The 13,237-nt window shown below is 54.1% G+C and carries 14 protein-coding genes; 11 read left to right on the top strand and 3 right to left on the bottom strand.

Going from position 1 to position 13,237, the window contains the following annotated elements; genetic code table 11:
• Positions 1–3 precede the first annotated feature (3 nt).
• The 3 genes from hyi to DS878_RS13770 all read left to right on the top strand — a co-directional run bounded on the left by hyi (position 4) and on the right by DS878_RS13770 (position 3,034).
• Complete coding sequence (hyi, locus tag DS878_RS13780; RefSeq protein WP_113816489.1) at positions 4–783, top strand: hydroxypyruvate isomerase; 780 nt, start codon at positions 4–6, stop codon at positions 781–783.
• Between the two features lie 102 nt (positions 784–885).
• Entirely contained in the window at positions 886–1,566 is a 681-nt protein-coding gene (locus DS878_RS13775; protein WP_113816488.1) for a response regulator transcription factor, read from the top strand.
• Positions 1,553–3,034, top strand: coding sequence for a sensor histidine kinase (locus DS878_RS13770; RefSeq protein ID WP_113816487.1), 1,482 nt, complete (start codon positions 1,553–1,555; stop codon positions 3,032–3,034). The genes DS878_RS13775 and DS878_RS13770 overlap by 14 nt, the downstream gene beginning before the upstream one ends.
• Positions 3,035–3,037: 3 nt before the next feature.
• Here the strand turns inward: DS878_RS13770 and DS878_RS13765 are convergent, their stop codons facing one another.
• The 3 genes from DS878_RS13765 to DS878_RS13755 form a co-directional block, all read right to left on the bottom strand.
• The gene (locus tag DS878_RS13765) at positions 3,038–3,319 is read right to left on the bottom strand and encodes a hypothetical protein (RefSeq protein ID WP_113816486.1); all 282 of its coding nucleotides are present in this window, start codon (positions 3,317–3,319) and stop codon (positions 3,038–3,040) included.
• Between the two features lie 292 nt (positions 3,320–3,611).
• On the bottom strand, positions 3,612–4,085 hold the full coding sequence (gene greB, locus DS878_RS13760; protein ID WP_113816485.1) for a transcription elongation factor GreB: 474 nt from the start codon (positions 4,083–4,085) through the stop codon (positions 3,612–3,614).
• Between the two features lie 29 nt (positions 4,086–4,114).
• On the bottom strand, positions 4,115–4,375 hold the full coding sequence (locus DS878_RS13755; protein WP_113816484.1) for an acyl-CoA-binding protein: 261 nt from the start codon (positions 4,373–4,375) through the stop codon (positions 4,115–4,117).
• 256 nt (positions 4,376–4,631) lie between these two features.
• Here DS878_RS13755 and tssB point away from each other — a divergent pair, with 256 nt between their 5' ends.
• The 8 genes from tssB to tssK all read left to right on the top strand — a co-directional run bounded on the left by tssB (position 4,632) and on the right by tssK (position 13,237).
• Positions 4,632–5,126, top strand: coding sequence for a type VI secretion system contractile sheath small subunit (tssB, locus tag DS878_RS13750; protein ID WP_113816483.1), 495 nt, complete (start codon positions 4,632–4,634; stop codon positions 5,124–5,126).
• Between the two features lie 64 nt (positions 5,127–5,190).
• Complete coding sequence (tssC, locus tag DS878_RS13745) at positions 5,191–6,672, top strand: type VI secretion system contractile sheath large subunit (RefSeq protein WP_113816482.1); 1,482 nt, start codon at positions 5,191–5,193, stop codon at positions 6,670–6,672.
• A gap of 3 nt (positions 6,673–6,675) precedes the next feature.
• Entirely contained in the window at positions 6,676–7,104 is a 429-nt protein-coding gene (gene tssE / locus DS878_RS13740; RefSeq protein ID WP_113816481.1) for a type VI secretion system baseplate subunit TssE, read from the top strand.
• A gap of 143 nt (positions 7,105–7,247) precedes the next feature.
• Positions 7,248–9,020 (top strand): type VI secretion system baseplate subunit TssF, encoded by a 1,773-nt coding sequence (gene tssF / locus DS878_RS13735; protein WP_113816480.1) that lies wholly within the window; start codon positions 7,248–7,250, stop codon positions 9,018–9,020.
• On the top strand, positions 8,984–10,000 hold the full coding sequence (tssG, locus tag DS878_RS13730; protein ID WP_113816479.1) for a type VI secretion system baseplate subunit TssG: 1,017 nt from the start codon (positions 8,984–8,986) through the stop codon (positions 9,998–10,000). The genes tssF and tssG overlap by 37 nt, the downstream gene beginning before the upstream one ends.
• Before the next feature lie 20 nt (positions 10,001–10,020).
• Positions 10,021–11,361 carry a type VI secretion system-associated FHA domain protein TagH gene (tagH, locus tag DS878_RS13725; RefSeq protein WP_113816478.1) on the top strand — a complete coding sequence of 447 codons (1,341 nt, stop codon included), beginning with the start codon at positions 10,021–10,023 and terminating at the stop codon, positions 11,359–11,361.
• Positions 11,358–11,903, top strand: a complete 546-nt coding sequence (tssJ, locus tag DS878_RS13720; RefSeq protein ID WP_261977856.1) for a type VI secretion system lipoprotein TssJ — start codon at positions 11,358–11,360, stop codon at positions 11,901–11,903. The genes tagH and tssJ overlap by 4 nt, the downstream gene beginning before the upstream one ends.
• On the top strand, positions 11,903–13,237 hold the full coding sequence (tssK, locus tag DS878_RS13715; protein WP_113816477.1) for a type VI secretion system baseplate subunit TssK: 1,335 nt from the start codon (positions 11,903–11,905) through the stop codon (positions 13,235–13,237). Before tssJ ends, tssK begins: the two co-directional genes overlap by 1 nt.

Genomic DNA, 13,237 nt, shown 5'->3' with positions numbered 1-13,237 from the left:
TCCATGCCCCGTTTTGCTGCCAATTTGTCGATGTTGTTCACCGAAGTTCCGTTTGTGGAGCGTTTTGCCAAAGCGGCCGAGGCCGGGTTTACCGGCGTAGAGTATCTGTTTCCCTATGCCTGGCCTAAAGAAGAGCTTAGTGATTCGCTGAGCGAAAACGGTCTTACTCAGGTCCTGTTTAACTTGCCTCCGGGTGACTGGGACGCGGGAGAGCGTGGTATTGCCTGCCTGCCAGACAGGGTTGATGAGTTTCGTGACGGGGTGTGTCAGGCCATTGAGTATGCCCGGGCGCTGGGGTGCAGGCGGCTGAATTGCCTGGCCGGACTAAAGCCGGTTGATCTGGACGAATCAACGGCCTGGCAGACGCTGGTTGCCAATGTTGCCTGGGCCGCTGACAAACTGGCGGCTGAGAAGATTACCCTGTGTCTGGAGGCGATTAACTCCCGTGTCGATATGCCCAGGTTTTTCCTTGATACGTCGGGCAAGGTCATGGCGCTGATCGAAGAAGTTGATGCGGACAACCTGCGCCTTCAGTACGACATCTACCATATGCAGATCATGCAGGGCGACATTCTGCGCTCTATGGAGTGTCTGTTGCCCTGGATTGGCCACATACAGTTTGCAGATAATCCGGGCCGGCATGAACCGGGAACCGGTGAGATTAACTTTTCGAATGTTTTCGCAGCCATAGACAAAATGGATTATGACGGCTGGGTAAGCGCGGAATACCGGCCCTCAGGAGATACAGCAGAAAGCCTACACTGGCTGCCGGTGCAGAACTGACCGTCGCCATTGGCGACACCCTCTTACAAGATCGTAACTGGCCGGTGTCACGAGTTATTCGTACTCTGTTGTTATTGTAATTCGTTATTGGGAGAGGATCTGGTGAAAGCGCTGGTAATCGAAGACGATCAGGACGTAGCAAATTATCTTGTCAAAGGGCTGAAGGAATCAGATTTCGTTGTTGACCATGCTGCCGACGGAAAAGACGGCATGATGATGGCTGCCAGTGAAGAGTACGACATCATGATTGTCGACCGTATGCTGCCAGGTATGGACGGTCTCTCAATTATCAAGACAGTTCGTGCCACGGGTAATCAGGTGCCGGTTCTGATTCTGAGTGCACTGGGTGATGTGGACGATCGCGTTGAAGGTCTGCGGGGCGGTGGTGATGATTATCTGACCAAGCCTTTTTCCTTTACCGAGCTTCTCGCCAGAATTGAATCCCTGGTCCGCCGGAACCGCCAGTCTGCGGAAACTGAAACTGTGTTGCGTGTGGCTGATCTGGAAATGGACCTGCTGGCGCGGACGGTGAAACGTTCCGGCCAGAATATCGATGTTCAGCCCCGGGAGTTCCGGTTACTGGAATACCTGATGCGCAATGCAGGTCAGGTGGTTACCCGGACCATGCTGCTGGAAAAAGTATGGGACTACCACTTTGATCCTCAGACAAACGTGATCGACGTGCACATCAGTCGCCTCCGTGCAAAGATCGATAAGGAATTCGAAACACCCCTGCTGCAGACCATCCGGGGTGCGGGATACATGTTACGTGAAACTGCTTAGCCAGCTCAGGACATCGTCCTTTCAGCTTGCCCTTCTGTATATGGTGGTGTTTGCCACCTCGGTATTTTTATTGCTGGCCTTTATTTACTGGCGTACAGCGGGGTTTATGGCCGCTCAGACTGACGAAACCATTGAAGCGGAAATCGCAGGTCTGGCGGAGCAGTATCGGGGGCGGGGAGCAAACGGCCTGATCACGATCATCCGTGAGCGGGTTGCCCGTGATCCTAATGCGAAAACCGTTTATCTGCTGACTACCGAGGACTTTCTCAAACTCGCCGGCAATATTGAAACCTGGCCGGAGGGATCCCGTTCAGAAAGTGGCTGGATCAACTTCACGCTTGGTCCTGCTGTTGGGTGGACAGGTTCCGAGCGGCTTGCCCGTGCCCGCATTTTTGAAGTTCAGGGCGGCCTCAGGTTACTCGTTGGCCGTGATGTGGATGAGCTCACCAACCTCAAGAGAGTTATTGAAACCGCAATAAACTGGGGCATGGGGATCACCCTTGCACTGGCGTTGCTCGGCGGTTTTCTCATGAGCCGGAGTACGACGCGCCGTATCGAAATCATCAATAACACATCCCGGCGAATCATGAATGGCCATCTCTCTTTGCGGATACCTACCCGTGGTACCGAGGATGATTTTGACCAGCTGGCGGAAAACCTGAACCAGATGCTGGACCGGATCGTCTATCTGATGGAAGGAATCCGGCACGTATCAGACAGCATTGCCCACGATCTTCGAACACCTCTTACCCGGTTACGAAACCAGCTCGAAAATACGCTGATGTCTGTAGACAATGACGAGGCCCGGGAACAGGCAGGTCGGGCCGTTGCAGAGGCAGATCAGCTGCTGGCAACCTTCAATGCCCTGTTGCGCATTGCTCGCCTTGAAACCAAAGGTAATTCCGCTGATATGAAACAGGTTGCGCTGGATGCACTGGTATCTGATGCCTGTGAACTATACGAGGCGCTATCTGAAGATAAGGATCAGACATTTGAGCAGTCGCTGGAGCCTGATGTCATTATTGAGGGTGACCGGGACCTGTTGTTCCAGATGATCAGCAACCTGATTGATAACGCCATCAAATATACGCCTGAACACGGCACTATTGGTGTGGCTGTCCGCAGAGAGGGCGAAGAAGCAGTATTCGAAGTCAGAGATAGTGGTATCGGTATTCCGGATGATGAGAAGGGGCAGGTATTCCAGCGTTTCTATCGGGTCGGGAAGAGCCGCTCATTGCCCGGGAATGGCCTGGGGCTCAGCCTGGTGAGTGCCGTTTCCGATATTCATCAGGGGCGCATTGTACTCAGCGATACTTACCCGGGCGAAGAGCCTCCCGGGTTGACAGTAGCCGTACGGATGCCAGCTTTTACCCGTTTGCGCAAGCGTATCAAGGCTACTCAGACTGAGCAGTCACCAGACTCGGCTGGCGGCGATATCCATGCCCCTGCAGAAACCGGACGCGCCTGAATCTCAGTGGTTGGGGCGGAACCGGTTTACCTGTGACATTACGGGGCCTACGAGCGCATCGGTGCGGGTTTCAATCTGTTGGGCAATCCGCTCAAACTGCGATCGGCGGCGGTTGAGGCGAACCTGGATACTGTCCCACTCACCTTCCAGATGTTTCTGTTCGGACATCAGAAAAGCCGCCACATTATGACGGTTGATTTTTCCGGTAATGCCCATCTGGTCGAGGCGGTAGCCCAGGGCGTCGACGCCTTCGAGAGCCTTGTTCAGGAGCTTCTGTGTGTTCATTGTGCTACCTCCGTAGCTGGCAGATATAAGGTTTGATGGGCGAAAGCTATCGACGTTCCCTAGAGTGTGCAACCTAATTTGCTGTAAGGGCTGTCCGCTTTACCCTGACTAAAAGGTAATTCATCGGCAAGGGCGTGGTAATAAGGTGTGTGGAGAATAGGCATTGTAGACAGAAACAGGCATCAATAGCCGCTTGTTTCTACCTCCAGCACAGCGCTAGCCTTGCCCCGTTTTTACGGGGTTTTTTTATGTCTGATGAATAAAGCCAGAATAAAGAAGCGGATTGTCTTTTCTACGTGACGTATTCAATGGCATTAATATACCAGGTGGTTGTCCCGGCTTCAGTTTTTACCTCTGCTTCATCACCGACTTCCTTTTTCAGTAATGCCCGGGCCATGGGGGAGTCGATGGAAATATAATCGGTGCGATTGAAAATCTCATCATAGCCGACGATTCTGAACTTCAGAGTTTCGCCGTCATCGTTTTCAACTTCTACCCAGGCACCAAAAAAGACCTTCCCTTCTTGCTCCGGGCGTTGATCTACCACCTTGAGATTGTCCAGGCAGCGTCTCAGGTAGCGGACCCGTCGATCGATTTCCCGAAGCCGTTTCTTGTTGTACTGATAGTCAGCGTTTTCACTGCGGTCACCCAGGCTGGCTGCCCAGGTGACCTTTTTCGTGATTTCCGGGCGTTCAACCCGCCAGAGCTCATCAAGCTCCTTTTGCAGGTCGTCGTAACCCTGTCGCGTAATTAGTGGTGTCTTCAAGACAGAGCCTGCTATTGCCTGGGCGTGATTTATTTAAGAGCGTCGAGCTTGTCGATGTACTTCTGCATGGCGCCGTCTGCTGACATGCCTTTGCACTTTTCCCAGGCGTCATACTTGGCGCGGCCAACAAAATCCATCATGCCCGGGCGCTTGCCGGATACATCCCCTTCGGTCCCCTGTTTGTACAGGGCATAGAACTCCAGTTTCATCTCGTTGGTGGGTTTGAAGTCACCTTCCGCAGTCTGAATGTAGTTCACCGCTTCGTCGAACCTGGTTTTCAGATCGCTCATATCCGATTCCTTGCTGGTAGTTATGATATTGCTGTTTGGCTAACCGATTCTGGAGTATAGCTATGGCAATGCCCGCCGTCATTGACCGATTCTCTGGCTGCTTTGGCAAAAGTTTGCCCGCGCTCACAACTTGGCACTTTTCTGGCCAATTTTTGCTTGAGAACCCAGTATTATCTGTGTAGAGTTTTGGCACTGCTTACCAGGAAGGTACGCATCAGGACTGAACAACTGCAAATGATTGCACAGGGAGCAAGCCATGTCGTCTAAAGACGGTTCTGTCGCGCCGAAAGAGCGCATCAATATCAAGTATGTCCCCGCTACCGGAGATCAGCAGGCTGAAACCGAACTGCCGCTGAAAATGTTCGTTGTTGGCGATTTCAAGGGGCATGCCGAAGAAACCCCCATCGAAGAACGCAAGGCCATTTCCGTTGACAAGAACAACTTCCGTTCTGTCATGAAGGAAGCGGGTCTCACGCTATCCACTACTGTTTCCAACAAGCTGGATGAGCAGGCAGATGATCTGCCGGTAAACCTCGAATTCCAGTCGCTGGATGATTTTTCTCCCGACAGCATTGCCCGTCAGGTTCCCGAAATGAAAAAGCTGATTGAGCTGCGGGAAGCCCTGGTTGCCCTCAAGGGGCCGCTGGGTAATGTGCCTTCGTTTCGTACCAAGCTCCAGGAGCTTCTGGATAACGATGAAGCCCGGGAAACCTTGCTGACTGAGCTGGAACTGGCTACCGGCGGCGAGTAATCACAGCCTCCGCCGAGTGCGGTGCATAACACTGAATATCAATCACGTACTAAAGGGATGTGGTATGTCTGATACTACTGCGCAGCAATCTGCTGCCTCTGAATCCGTAATGGAAGGCTCGTTGCTTGACCAGGTAATGGCAAACAGCCGTATGGCTCCAGCCGATGAAGGCTACGATGTTGCCCGTAAAGGCGTCGCAACCTTTATTGCTAACCTGTTGCAAAGCGAAGAGAAAGGCCAGCCGGTCAACAAAGCACTGGTCGACCAGATGGTTGTCGAACTGGATCGAAAAATCAGTGCCCAGATGGATGAAATCCTGCACGCACCAAAGCTGCAGGAACTGGAGTCATCCTGGCGTGGCCTCAAGCTTATGGTTGATCGCACCGATTTCCGCGAGAACATCAAAGTGGATATTCTGCATGCCACCAAAACCGAGCTGCTGGAAGACTTCGAGTTTGCTCCAGATGTTACCCAGACCGGCTTCTACCAACATATTTACTCTACAGAGTACGGCCAGTTTGGCGGCGAGCCCGTAGGCGCTGTGGTGGGCAATTACGCCTTCACTCCGTCCACTCCGGACATGAAGCTGCTGCAGTATGTGTCGTCTGTCGGAGCCATGGCTCATGCGCCTTTCCTGTCTTCGGTTGCGCCGTCTTTCTTTGGTGTGGACAGCTACCAGGAATTACCTGCGATCAAGGAGCTGAAAGCTGTTTTTGAGGGTCCTAAATACGCCAAGTGGCGTGCGCTAAGGGAATCTGAGGATGCCCGATACCTGGGCCTGACCTCTCCACGTTTTCTGCTGCGAGTGCCATACGATCCCAGCGAGAACCCGGTGCGCAGCTTCAACTATAAAGAAGATGTCTCGGGCGACCATGAGCATTACCTGTGGGGCAACACTGCATACCTGCTGGCTACCCGGTTAACCGAAAGCTTTGCCAAATACCGTTGGTGCCCGAACATAATCGGGCCGCAAAGCGGCGGTGCTGTTGAAGACCTCCCGGTTCATCTGTTCGAATCCTTTGGCCAGCTGGAAGCAAAAATTCCGACAGAAGTTCTGATTACTGATCGTCGCGAATATGAAATGGCTGACGAGGGCTTTATCTCCCTTACCATGCGCAAGGGCAGTGACAACGCAGCCTTCTTCTCTGCCAACTCCGTGCAGAAGCCGAAACAGTTCCCGAATACCAAGGAAGGCAAGGAAGCGGAGACCAACTACAAGCTGGGTACCCAGCTGCCTTATATGATGATCGTCAACCGCCTGGCCCACTACATCAAAGTACTGCAGCGAGAGCAGATTGGTTCATGGAAGGAACGTCAGGATCTGGAGCGTGAGCTGAATACCTGGATTCGCCAGTATGTAGCAGATCAGGAAAATCCACCGGCTGAAGTGCGCAGCCGTCGCCCGCTGCGAGCGGCCCAGATAACGGTTTCCGATGTGGAAGGCGATCCGGGCTGGTACCAGGTTTCCCTGGCCGTGCGTCCGCACTTCAAATACATGGGGGCTAACTTCGAGCTGTCATTGGTTGGGCGCCTGGATAAGGACTAAGGCGTGTTTAGTAGTGATGCTCAAACCACCGGAGGCAGTCTGTTCGAAAGACTGGAGCAAGCTGCCGATCCGGCCGGGCAAAGTATGGGCGAAGTTACCCATGTGGTGGATTCCATAAAACGCCACATGGTGCGTCTGCTCAATGCTCATCCTGGCAACAGTGCCTGCGTGCCGGAACTGGGGTTGCTCGACTTCAATGATGCGACCCTGGGTACGCACGATCTGAGTATCCAGATCCGCAGCGCGATCCGGCAATGTATTGAAAGGTATGAGCCCAGAGTAAAACGAGTTGACGTGGTTGCCTTGCCTCAGGGCCCGGATCCATTGCAGCTGCGTTTCCAGGTAACGGTTTACCTGAATGTCGGCGCAAAAGACGACAAAACAACCATAGATTTATTGCTGGATGACAAACGTTACTACCGGGTTCTGTAACGAAAAGGCCGGCAAACACCAAGGATGGCAGGAGACGGTGGGGATGCTTTTCTGCAGGAAAAAAATGCCTGAGCGCAGCGAGTTGTTTTTTCCGGAAGAAATGTATCCCGATCGGCTCATACTCCCAAGGACGCGGTAGTGGTATGAAGTTAAACCGATTTTACAGGGATGAGCTGAGTTTTCTGCGACTTCAGGGGCGAGAGTTTGCTGAAGCGCATCCGCAGTTGACGCGATTCTTGTCTGAACAAAGCACAGACCCGGACGTAGAGCGTTTGTTGGAGGGTTTTGCATTCCTGACAGGTAAACTTCGGGAAAAGGTTGAAGATGAATTCCCGGAGCTGACGCACTCCCTGTTAAACATGCTTTGGCCCAACTACCTTCGCCCGGTTCCAAGCTGCACCATCATAAGGTTTGATCCGCAGTTACACGCGATTAGTGAACACCAGCGGGTTGAGCGTCATACCGAGATCAAAAGCCGGCCACTTGGTGATGCTACACATCAGACGCAATGCAGGTTTCGCACCTGTCGGGCAGTGGATGTGTTCCCCATCAGTGTGGCAGATGCTCATGCAGAACATTCACGGGAAGTATCGACAATGACCGTGGATCTGGCGCTGCATACAGATCAGCCGTTAAATGCTTTGGGGCTGGACAATTTACGTTTTTATCTGGGCGGTGATAACCACACATCAGAAACACTTTATCTTTGGCTGAATCACTACCTCAGCCGTATGGAGCTTGTTGTTGGTGGTTCGGTTTATAGCTTGCCGACGTCCACGCTCAAGCCTGTAGGGTTTGCCAGTGATGAGACACTGTTGCCCTATCCGAAGAATGCCTATCCCGGTTACCGGATTCTGCAGGAATATCTGAGTTTCCCTGAGGCATTCCGGTTTATAGACATTTCCGGGCTCGGGAATCGCTTGCCTGGTGTTCAGGCGGATGAGATCTCCCTGCGGTTTCATTTCAGCAGAATTCTGCCCCCGGATGTGAGGATACGGGCTGAAAACATGCAGCTTTACTGCACGCCAGCGGTGAATCTGTTTACCCATGAGGGAGAGCCGGTTGATCTTAACGGGCGTCAGACGGAGTACAGGATACTGGCATCCAGCCGTTCGCCGGATCATTTTGAAGTGTTCAGTATTGAGCAGGTTGAAGGTTGGCTGGAAGGCCGTTCTGGTCGGGGTGAGCCCCGGATTTACACAGCGTTTGAGAGTTTTCAGCACGAAGTTGAGCGCGATCGTGGCCGTGCGGCACTGTACTACCGGGTAAGGGCCAAGGACAGTGTGCGGGGCGATGGGTTTGATCATTATATTTCATTTGTGCGCGGTGATGAGTCCGAGTGCATGGATCGTCAGGAAGCGATTTCACTGACGCTTACATGCACCAACCGGCAACTACCCCAACAGTTGGCTGTGGGGGAGGTTTGCATGGCCACGGAGACCACCCCGGCATACGCCTCGTTCAGCAACATCACCCGTCCTACAGCCACTTTGAGGCCGACTCTTGATGGCAGTCTGTTGTGGACGCTGATCTCGAATCTCTCGCTGAACTATCTTTCCATGCTGGATGTGGATGCCCTTCGAACGGTACTGAGGGTTTATGACTTCCGGGCCCTGGTGGACCGGCAGGCAGAGCGTGTATCCCGGAAACGGCTGGCCGGTATCAGCAGTATCGAAACCAGCCCGGTAGACAGAATGGTCCGCGGGTTGCCGGTGCGCGGTATCCGTTCAGTGCTGAAACTGGATCAGCAGGCCTTTGCATCAGAAGGGGATCTGTACCTGTTTGGCACTGTACTCAGTCAGTTCTTTGCACTTTACGCCAGTATCAACGCTTTTCACCAGTTGGAAGTGGTGAATACAGACAACCAGGAACGGTATACATGGACGTTACAGCAAGGCCAGCAGCCGTTGATGTAGCCGATCTGCAACCCGTCCTGGGCAATGCACGACGCTACAGTTTTTTCCAGCTGGTGGATCTGATTCACCGCTACCATGGTGACGACCTGGAATGTGACCGGGGTGATGAGCCGCGCCAGGAACGTATTCGGTTTTCGGCGTCCGCCAGTCTGGGATTTCCCGGAAGTGATGTGGTTTCAGCATTATCGCCGGAGCATGAACACGGCCCCTATCAGCTGGAAGTAAGTTTTCTGGGGCTGCACGGTTCACAGTCGCCATTGCCCGGTTACTACCTTGAAGATCTGGCGTGGGAAGCTGGCCAGGATCTTGGTATACGCAGGCACTTCCTGGATTTTTTCAACCACCGGCTGGTTACGCTGTTTCATCGCGCCTGGCGTAAATACCGTTATTACGTGCGTTTTCGCCCCGGCGCTTCGGATGGTTTTTCCGAACTTATTTATGCGCTCATAGGGCTTGGCGACAGCCGCCTGCGGGAAGCCACACCGGTCAACTGGTCGAAGATGCTGGCTTACTCCGGGCTTATGGCAGGCCGTAGCCGCTCTCCTGAAGTGGTTAGTGGCATTGTTGGTCATTGTTTTGACCTGGATGATGTCAGCATTGAGCAGTGGGTATTGCGCAAAGTGGCCATTGCCGGTGATCAGCAAACGCGGCTGGGGCAGAGCAACGCAAGGCTGGGTGATGACACATTGGTGGGCTCCAGCATCCGTGATCGCAGTGGCAAATTTATTCTGCGGATTCGAAACCTGAGTCGCCAGCGTTTTGCCGATTTCCTGCCCAACGGACAGGATTATCCCCGGTTGGTGAAACTTGTGGAGTTTGCGACCCGCGAGCAACTGGCCTACGACCTGGAGTTGCAAATGCGGGCCCCCGATATTCGTCCCATGCAACTGGGTCAGGATGTGCGGCTGGGCTGGAACTCTTTCGTGACGCCGGAGAAAGCCCGGCGCCGGCCAGCCGTGCGACTTCAGATACGCCGTTAACAGGGAAAAGGAATGTGATCATGGAAGAACGGCAGGTAAGCCGACTGAAACTGACGGTAACCAACCCCGAAACAATGCGCAGCGGAGCTGATATTGAACACAGCTTCGGTCCACAGGGCGGGTCTATTGGTACGGCGAAGAGTGATACATGGCAGTTGTCGGCACATCGTACAGGCGTTGTCCCAGGCCATGCAGAAATCAGGCTTCTGGATGGTGGCTTCTGTTTGATTGACCGCAGTGGCAGAACGTACATCAATAGCGCAACTCAGCCAGTTGGTCGGGGCCGGAGGGCCCGGCTGAAGCAGGGCGATACCCTGAGTATCGGTCGCTACCGGTTGCGCACAGAGTTATCAGAAATGCCGGCTGATCAGCAGCTGGAACATCGGGACGATGCAGGGGACCGACGGCTTGTGGATGTGGCGGAAGGGGAGCTTGCCCGGAGTGCGGGAAATCAGGACGCTTCTCTGCCTGCCGAACCAATGGAAGGGCTGCCCCCGGCCCCTGCCGAAACCATCAGTGCTGACCCCATGCAGCATTTGCATGAAGAAACCACCCGTGCAGGTCACGAAGAACACGCTCTCATGGCAAACAAGCGTGCCTGGTTTGCGGCTGAAACCACGGTAACGGACGAATACCGGGAAAACCGCGATGTAGCGATTGGCCTTCCGGTGAAAAAGGGAGAAAAGGACAGGATGTCGCAGACCAATACCGGCATGAAAGGGAGGGAGTCCAGAGATCATAGAACTGCTCCCGCAAACGATCAGAGCCGCAAGCACATCAGTGTCGCACCTGTATTACAGGGTATGGACGCAGGCCTCAGCTTTGAAGACAGCGATGAAATGCAGCTGTTTCTGGAAGAAGCCGGGCAGACACTGAAAGCCGCTATCGACGGGTTGCTGGCTCTGCATCAGAGTGAAGATACCCGGCACCAGGCGCTGCGCACGCGGCTTCAGCCGATTGAAGATAACCCCTTGCGGCTAGGTAGCGACTACGAGGAAACCGTCCAGACTCTGTTTGCGAGCCAGCGTAGTCCAGTGCACCTCTCCGCACCTGCAGCTGTTCAGGAAAGTCTGCAGAGCCTGAACCACCATCAGCAGGCTACTCAAGCGGCGGTCAGTGAAGCACTGGATGCCATTCTGCACGCATTCTCACCAGAGGCTCTGCTCCGTCGCTTTCACGGTTACCGGCGGGGTCTGAAACAGAATGAGGATGAAGGGCGATGGGCGTGGGATATGTATCAGCATTACTACAAGGAGTTGAGATCAAGTCGTCAGCAGGGATTTGAACGCTTGTTCCAGGAAGTATTCGATCAGGCATATGACCAGCATCTACGCCAACTACAAAGGGAGAATCTGTTGTGAAAACCTGCAAATGGAGGGTGCTGGCGATGATGCTGGCAGTGGTATTTGTGCTTGTGGGATGCAGCACGCCCTATAACGCAGTTACCAAGACAGCAAAAGTACTCTGGGATCCGGATATTCCCGTTGGTTACCCGGAGGACCTGCCCAGCCGGGTAGACCTGACCATGGTGGCTGAACCGGACGTGAACCCGAACGAATCCCTGGCTCCCACGCCGGTTGCTTTTCAGATCATTGAAATGCGCGACAGCTCGTTGCTGATGGCTGGTGATTTTGACCAGTTACTGAGTGATCTGAAAAGTTCGCTTGGGCGAAATTACATTGATCACAGTGATTACACTCTGGTGCCCGGACAGTTCAAGTTTGTGGAGCCGTTTGAGATCAATAAGGATACCCGGTTTATCGGCGTGATCGCGTTCTACGCTTACCCAAACCTGTCCCAGTGGAAAAAAGTGGTCAGAGTCGACCCCCTTGGTAGCCGTTATCACCTTCTGGTTAATCTGCGGGACAGAGAAGTGCAACTCAAGCGATCGGACGAATCCTGATGGCCGTTACCAACCGAGTCGTATGGAGTGATGGTCTGTTTATCAAACCCCAGCACTTCCAGCAGCAGCAGCGTTATCTGGAGCATCAGATCACTGAGCGGTCTCTTGCGGTATCAGACTACCTGTACGGGTTCAGCGATCTGGAGCTGAATGCCGAATATCTGAGCTTCGGGCGTGTCGGACTGGTGCGGGCCAGCGGGCTGTTTCCCGATGGCACATGGTTCAATGTGCCCCAGGATGACGTGATGCCAGAGCCTCTGGAAATTGCCGATGCGTCGGTGGCCAACCAGGTTGTGTATCTCGCCCTGCCACTGGGTAATGACAATCTGGCGGAAGTAGAGTGGCCGGAAGCACCCGTGGCCGGAAGGCTCCGGGCTCATAGTGCCGAAATCCGGGACTTGCATTCCATCGACGGCGACTCCCACACCATAGATGTTGCCCGGGTAGCACCTCGGCTGATGCTGGAGCGGGACGACCGCAGCGCCTATGCAGCTCTGGCTGTTGGCCGGATTCTGGAAAAGCGCCCGGATGGTAGCCTGGTAATGGATCCGAATTTCCTGCCGACCATGCTCAGCATTCGCTCGGCACCCAGATTGCAGCGTTTTGTCGGCGAGATGGCAGGCCTGATGCGTGAGCGTGCGCGCAATATCGCGGAACGTGTAGGTGCGCCAGGGCAGGGCGGTGTTGCGGATGTGGCAGATTTCATGCTGCTCCAGATGCTCAACCGGGCGCACCCCAGATTCATGCACCTGGCCCGCCTGCGTCAACTGCATCCGGAGCGTCTGTATGAAGCCTTGCTGGAGCTTTGTGGCGAGTTGGTGACCTTCACTGACGAAAGCCGCCTGCCCAGAGAGTACCTGCCATACGATCACGATCTACCGGAAGACAGCTTTACGCCGTTGATGCAGGTATTGCGACAGTCTCTCAGTACGGTACTGGAGCCGCGAGCACTGGCCATTCAGTTGCAGCAGCGCCAGTACGGCCTGACAGTCGCGCCGGTTCAGGATGGTCAGCTGATACACAGCGCTGAATTCATTCTGGCGGTTAAAGCCGACATGCCGCTGGACGATCTGCGTAAGCAGTTCACCCAGCAGTGTAAGGTGGCTTCCGTTGAGAAAATCCGCGATCTCATCAGTCTGCAACTTCCTGGTATTCCGCTATCTGCTCTGCCGGTAGCGCCGCGGCAGTTGCCGTATCACGCCGGATTTGTGTACTTCCGGCTGGATGATCAGAGCCAGGCCTGGCAAATGCTCGAAAACGCCAGTGGCTTTGCCTTCCACGTGGCGGGCAACTTCCCGGGTCTGGAAATGCAGTTTTGGGCAATCAGGAGTTAA

The organism is Marinobacter sp. F3R11 (assembly GCF_003318275.1).
GTDB lineage: Bacteria > Pseudomonadota > Gammaproteobacteria > Pseudomonadales > Oleiphilaceae > Marinobacter.
This window is presented reverse-complemented; position numbering and strand designations above follow the sequence as displayed.

Coding starts and splice junctions, on each gene's coding strand:
- hyi (WP_113816489.1), top strand. CDS start 4: ATGCCCCGTTTTGCTGCCAATTTGTCGATGTTGTTCACCGAAGTTCCG.
- DS878_RS13765 (WP_113816486.1), bottom strand. CDS start 3,319: ATGAACACACAGAAGCTCCTGAACAAGGCTCTCGAAGGCGTCGACGCC.
- tssF (WP_113816480.1), top strand. CDS start 7,248: ATGAAGTTAAACCGATTTTACAGGGATGAGCTGAGTTTTCTGCGACTT.
- tssC (WP_113816482.1), top strand. CDS start 5,191: ATGTCTGATACTACTGCGCAGCAATCTGCTGCCTCTGAATCCGTAATG.
- tssK (WP_113816477.1), top strand. CDS start 11,903: ATGGCCGTTACCAACCGAGTCGTATGGAGTGATGGTCTGTTTATCAAA.
- tagH (WP_113816478.1), top strand. CDS start 10,021: ATGGAAGAACGGCAGGTAAGCCGACTGAAACTGACGGTAACCAACCCC.
- tssG (WP_113816479.1), top strand. CDS start 8,984: ATGGACGTTACAGCAAGGCCAGCAGCCGTTGATGTAGCCGATCTGCAA.
- tssB (WP_113816483.1), top strand. CDS start 4,632: ATGTCGTCTAAAGACGGTTCTGTCGCGCCGAAAGAGCGCATCAATATC.
- DS878_RS13755 (WP_113816484.1), bottom strand. CDS start 4,375: ATGAGCGATCTGAAAACCAGGTTCGACGAAGCGGTGAACTACATTCAG.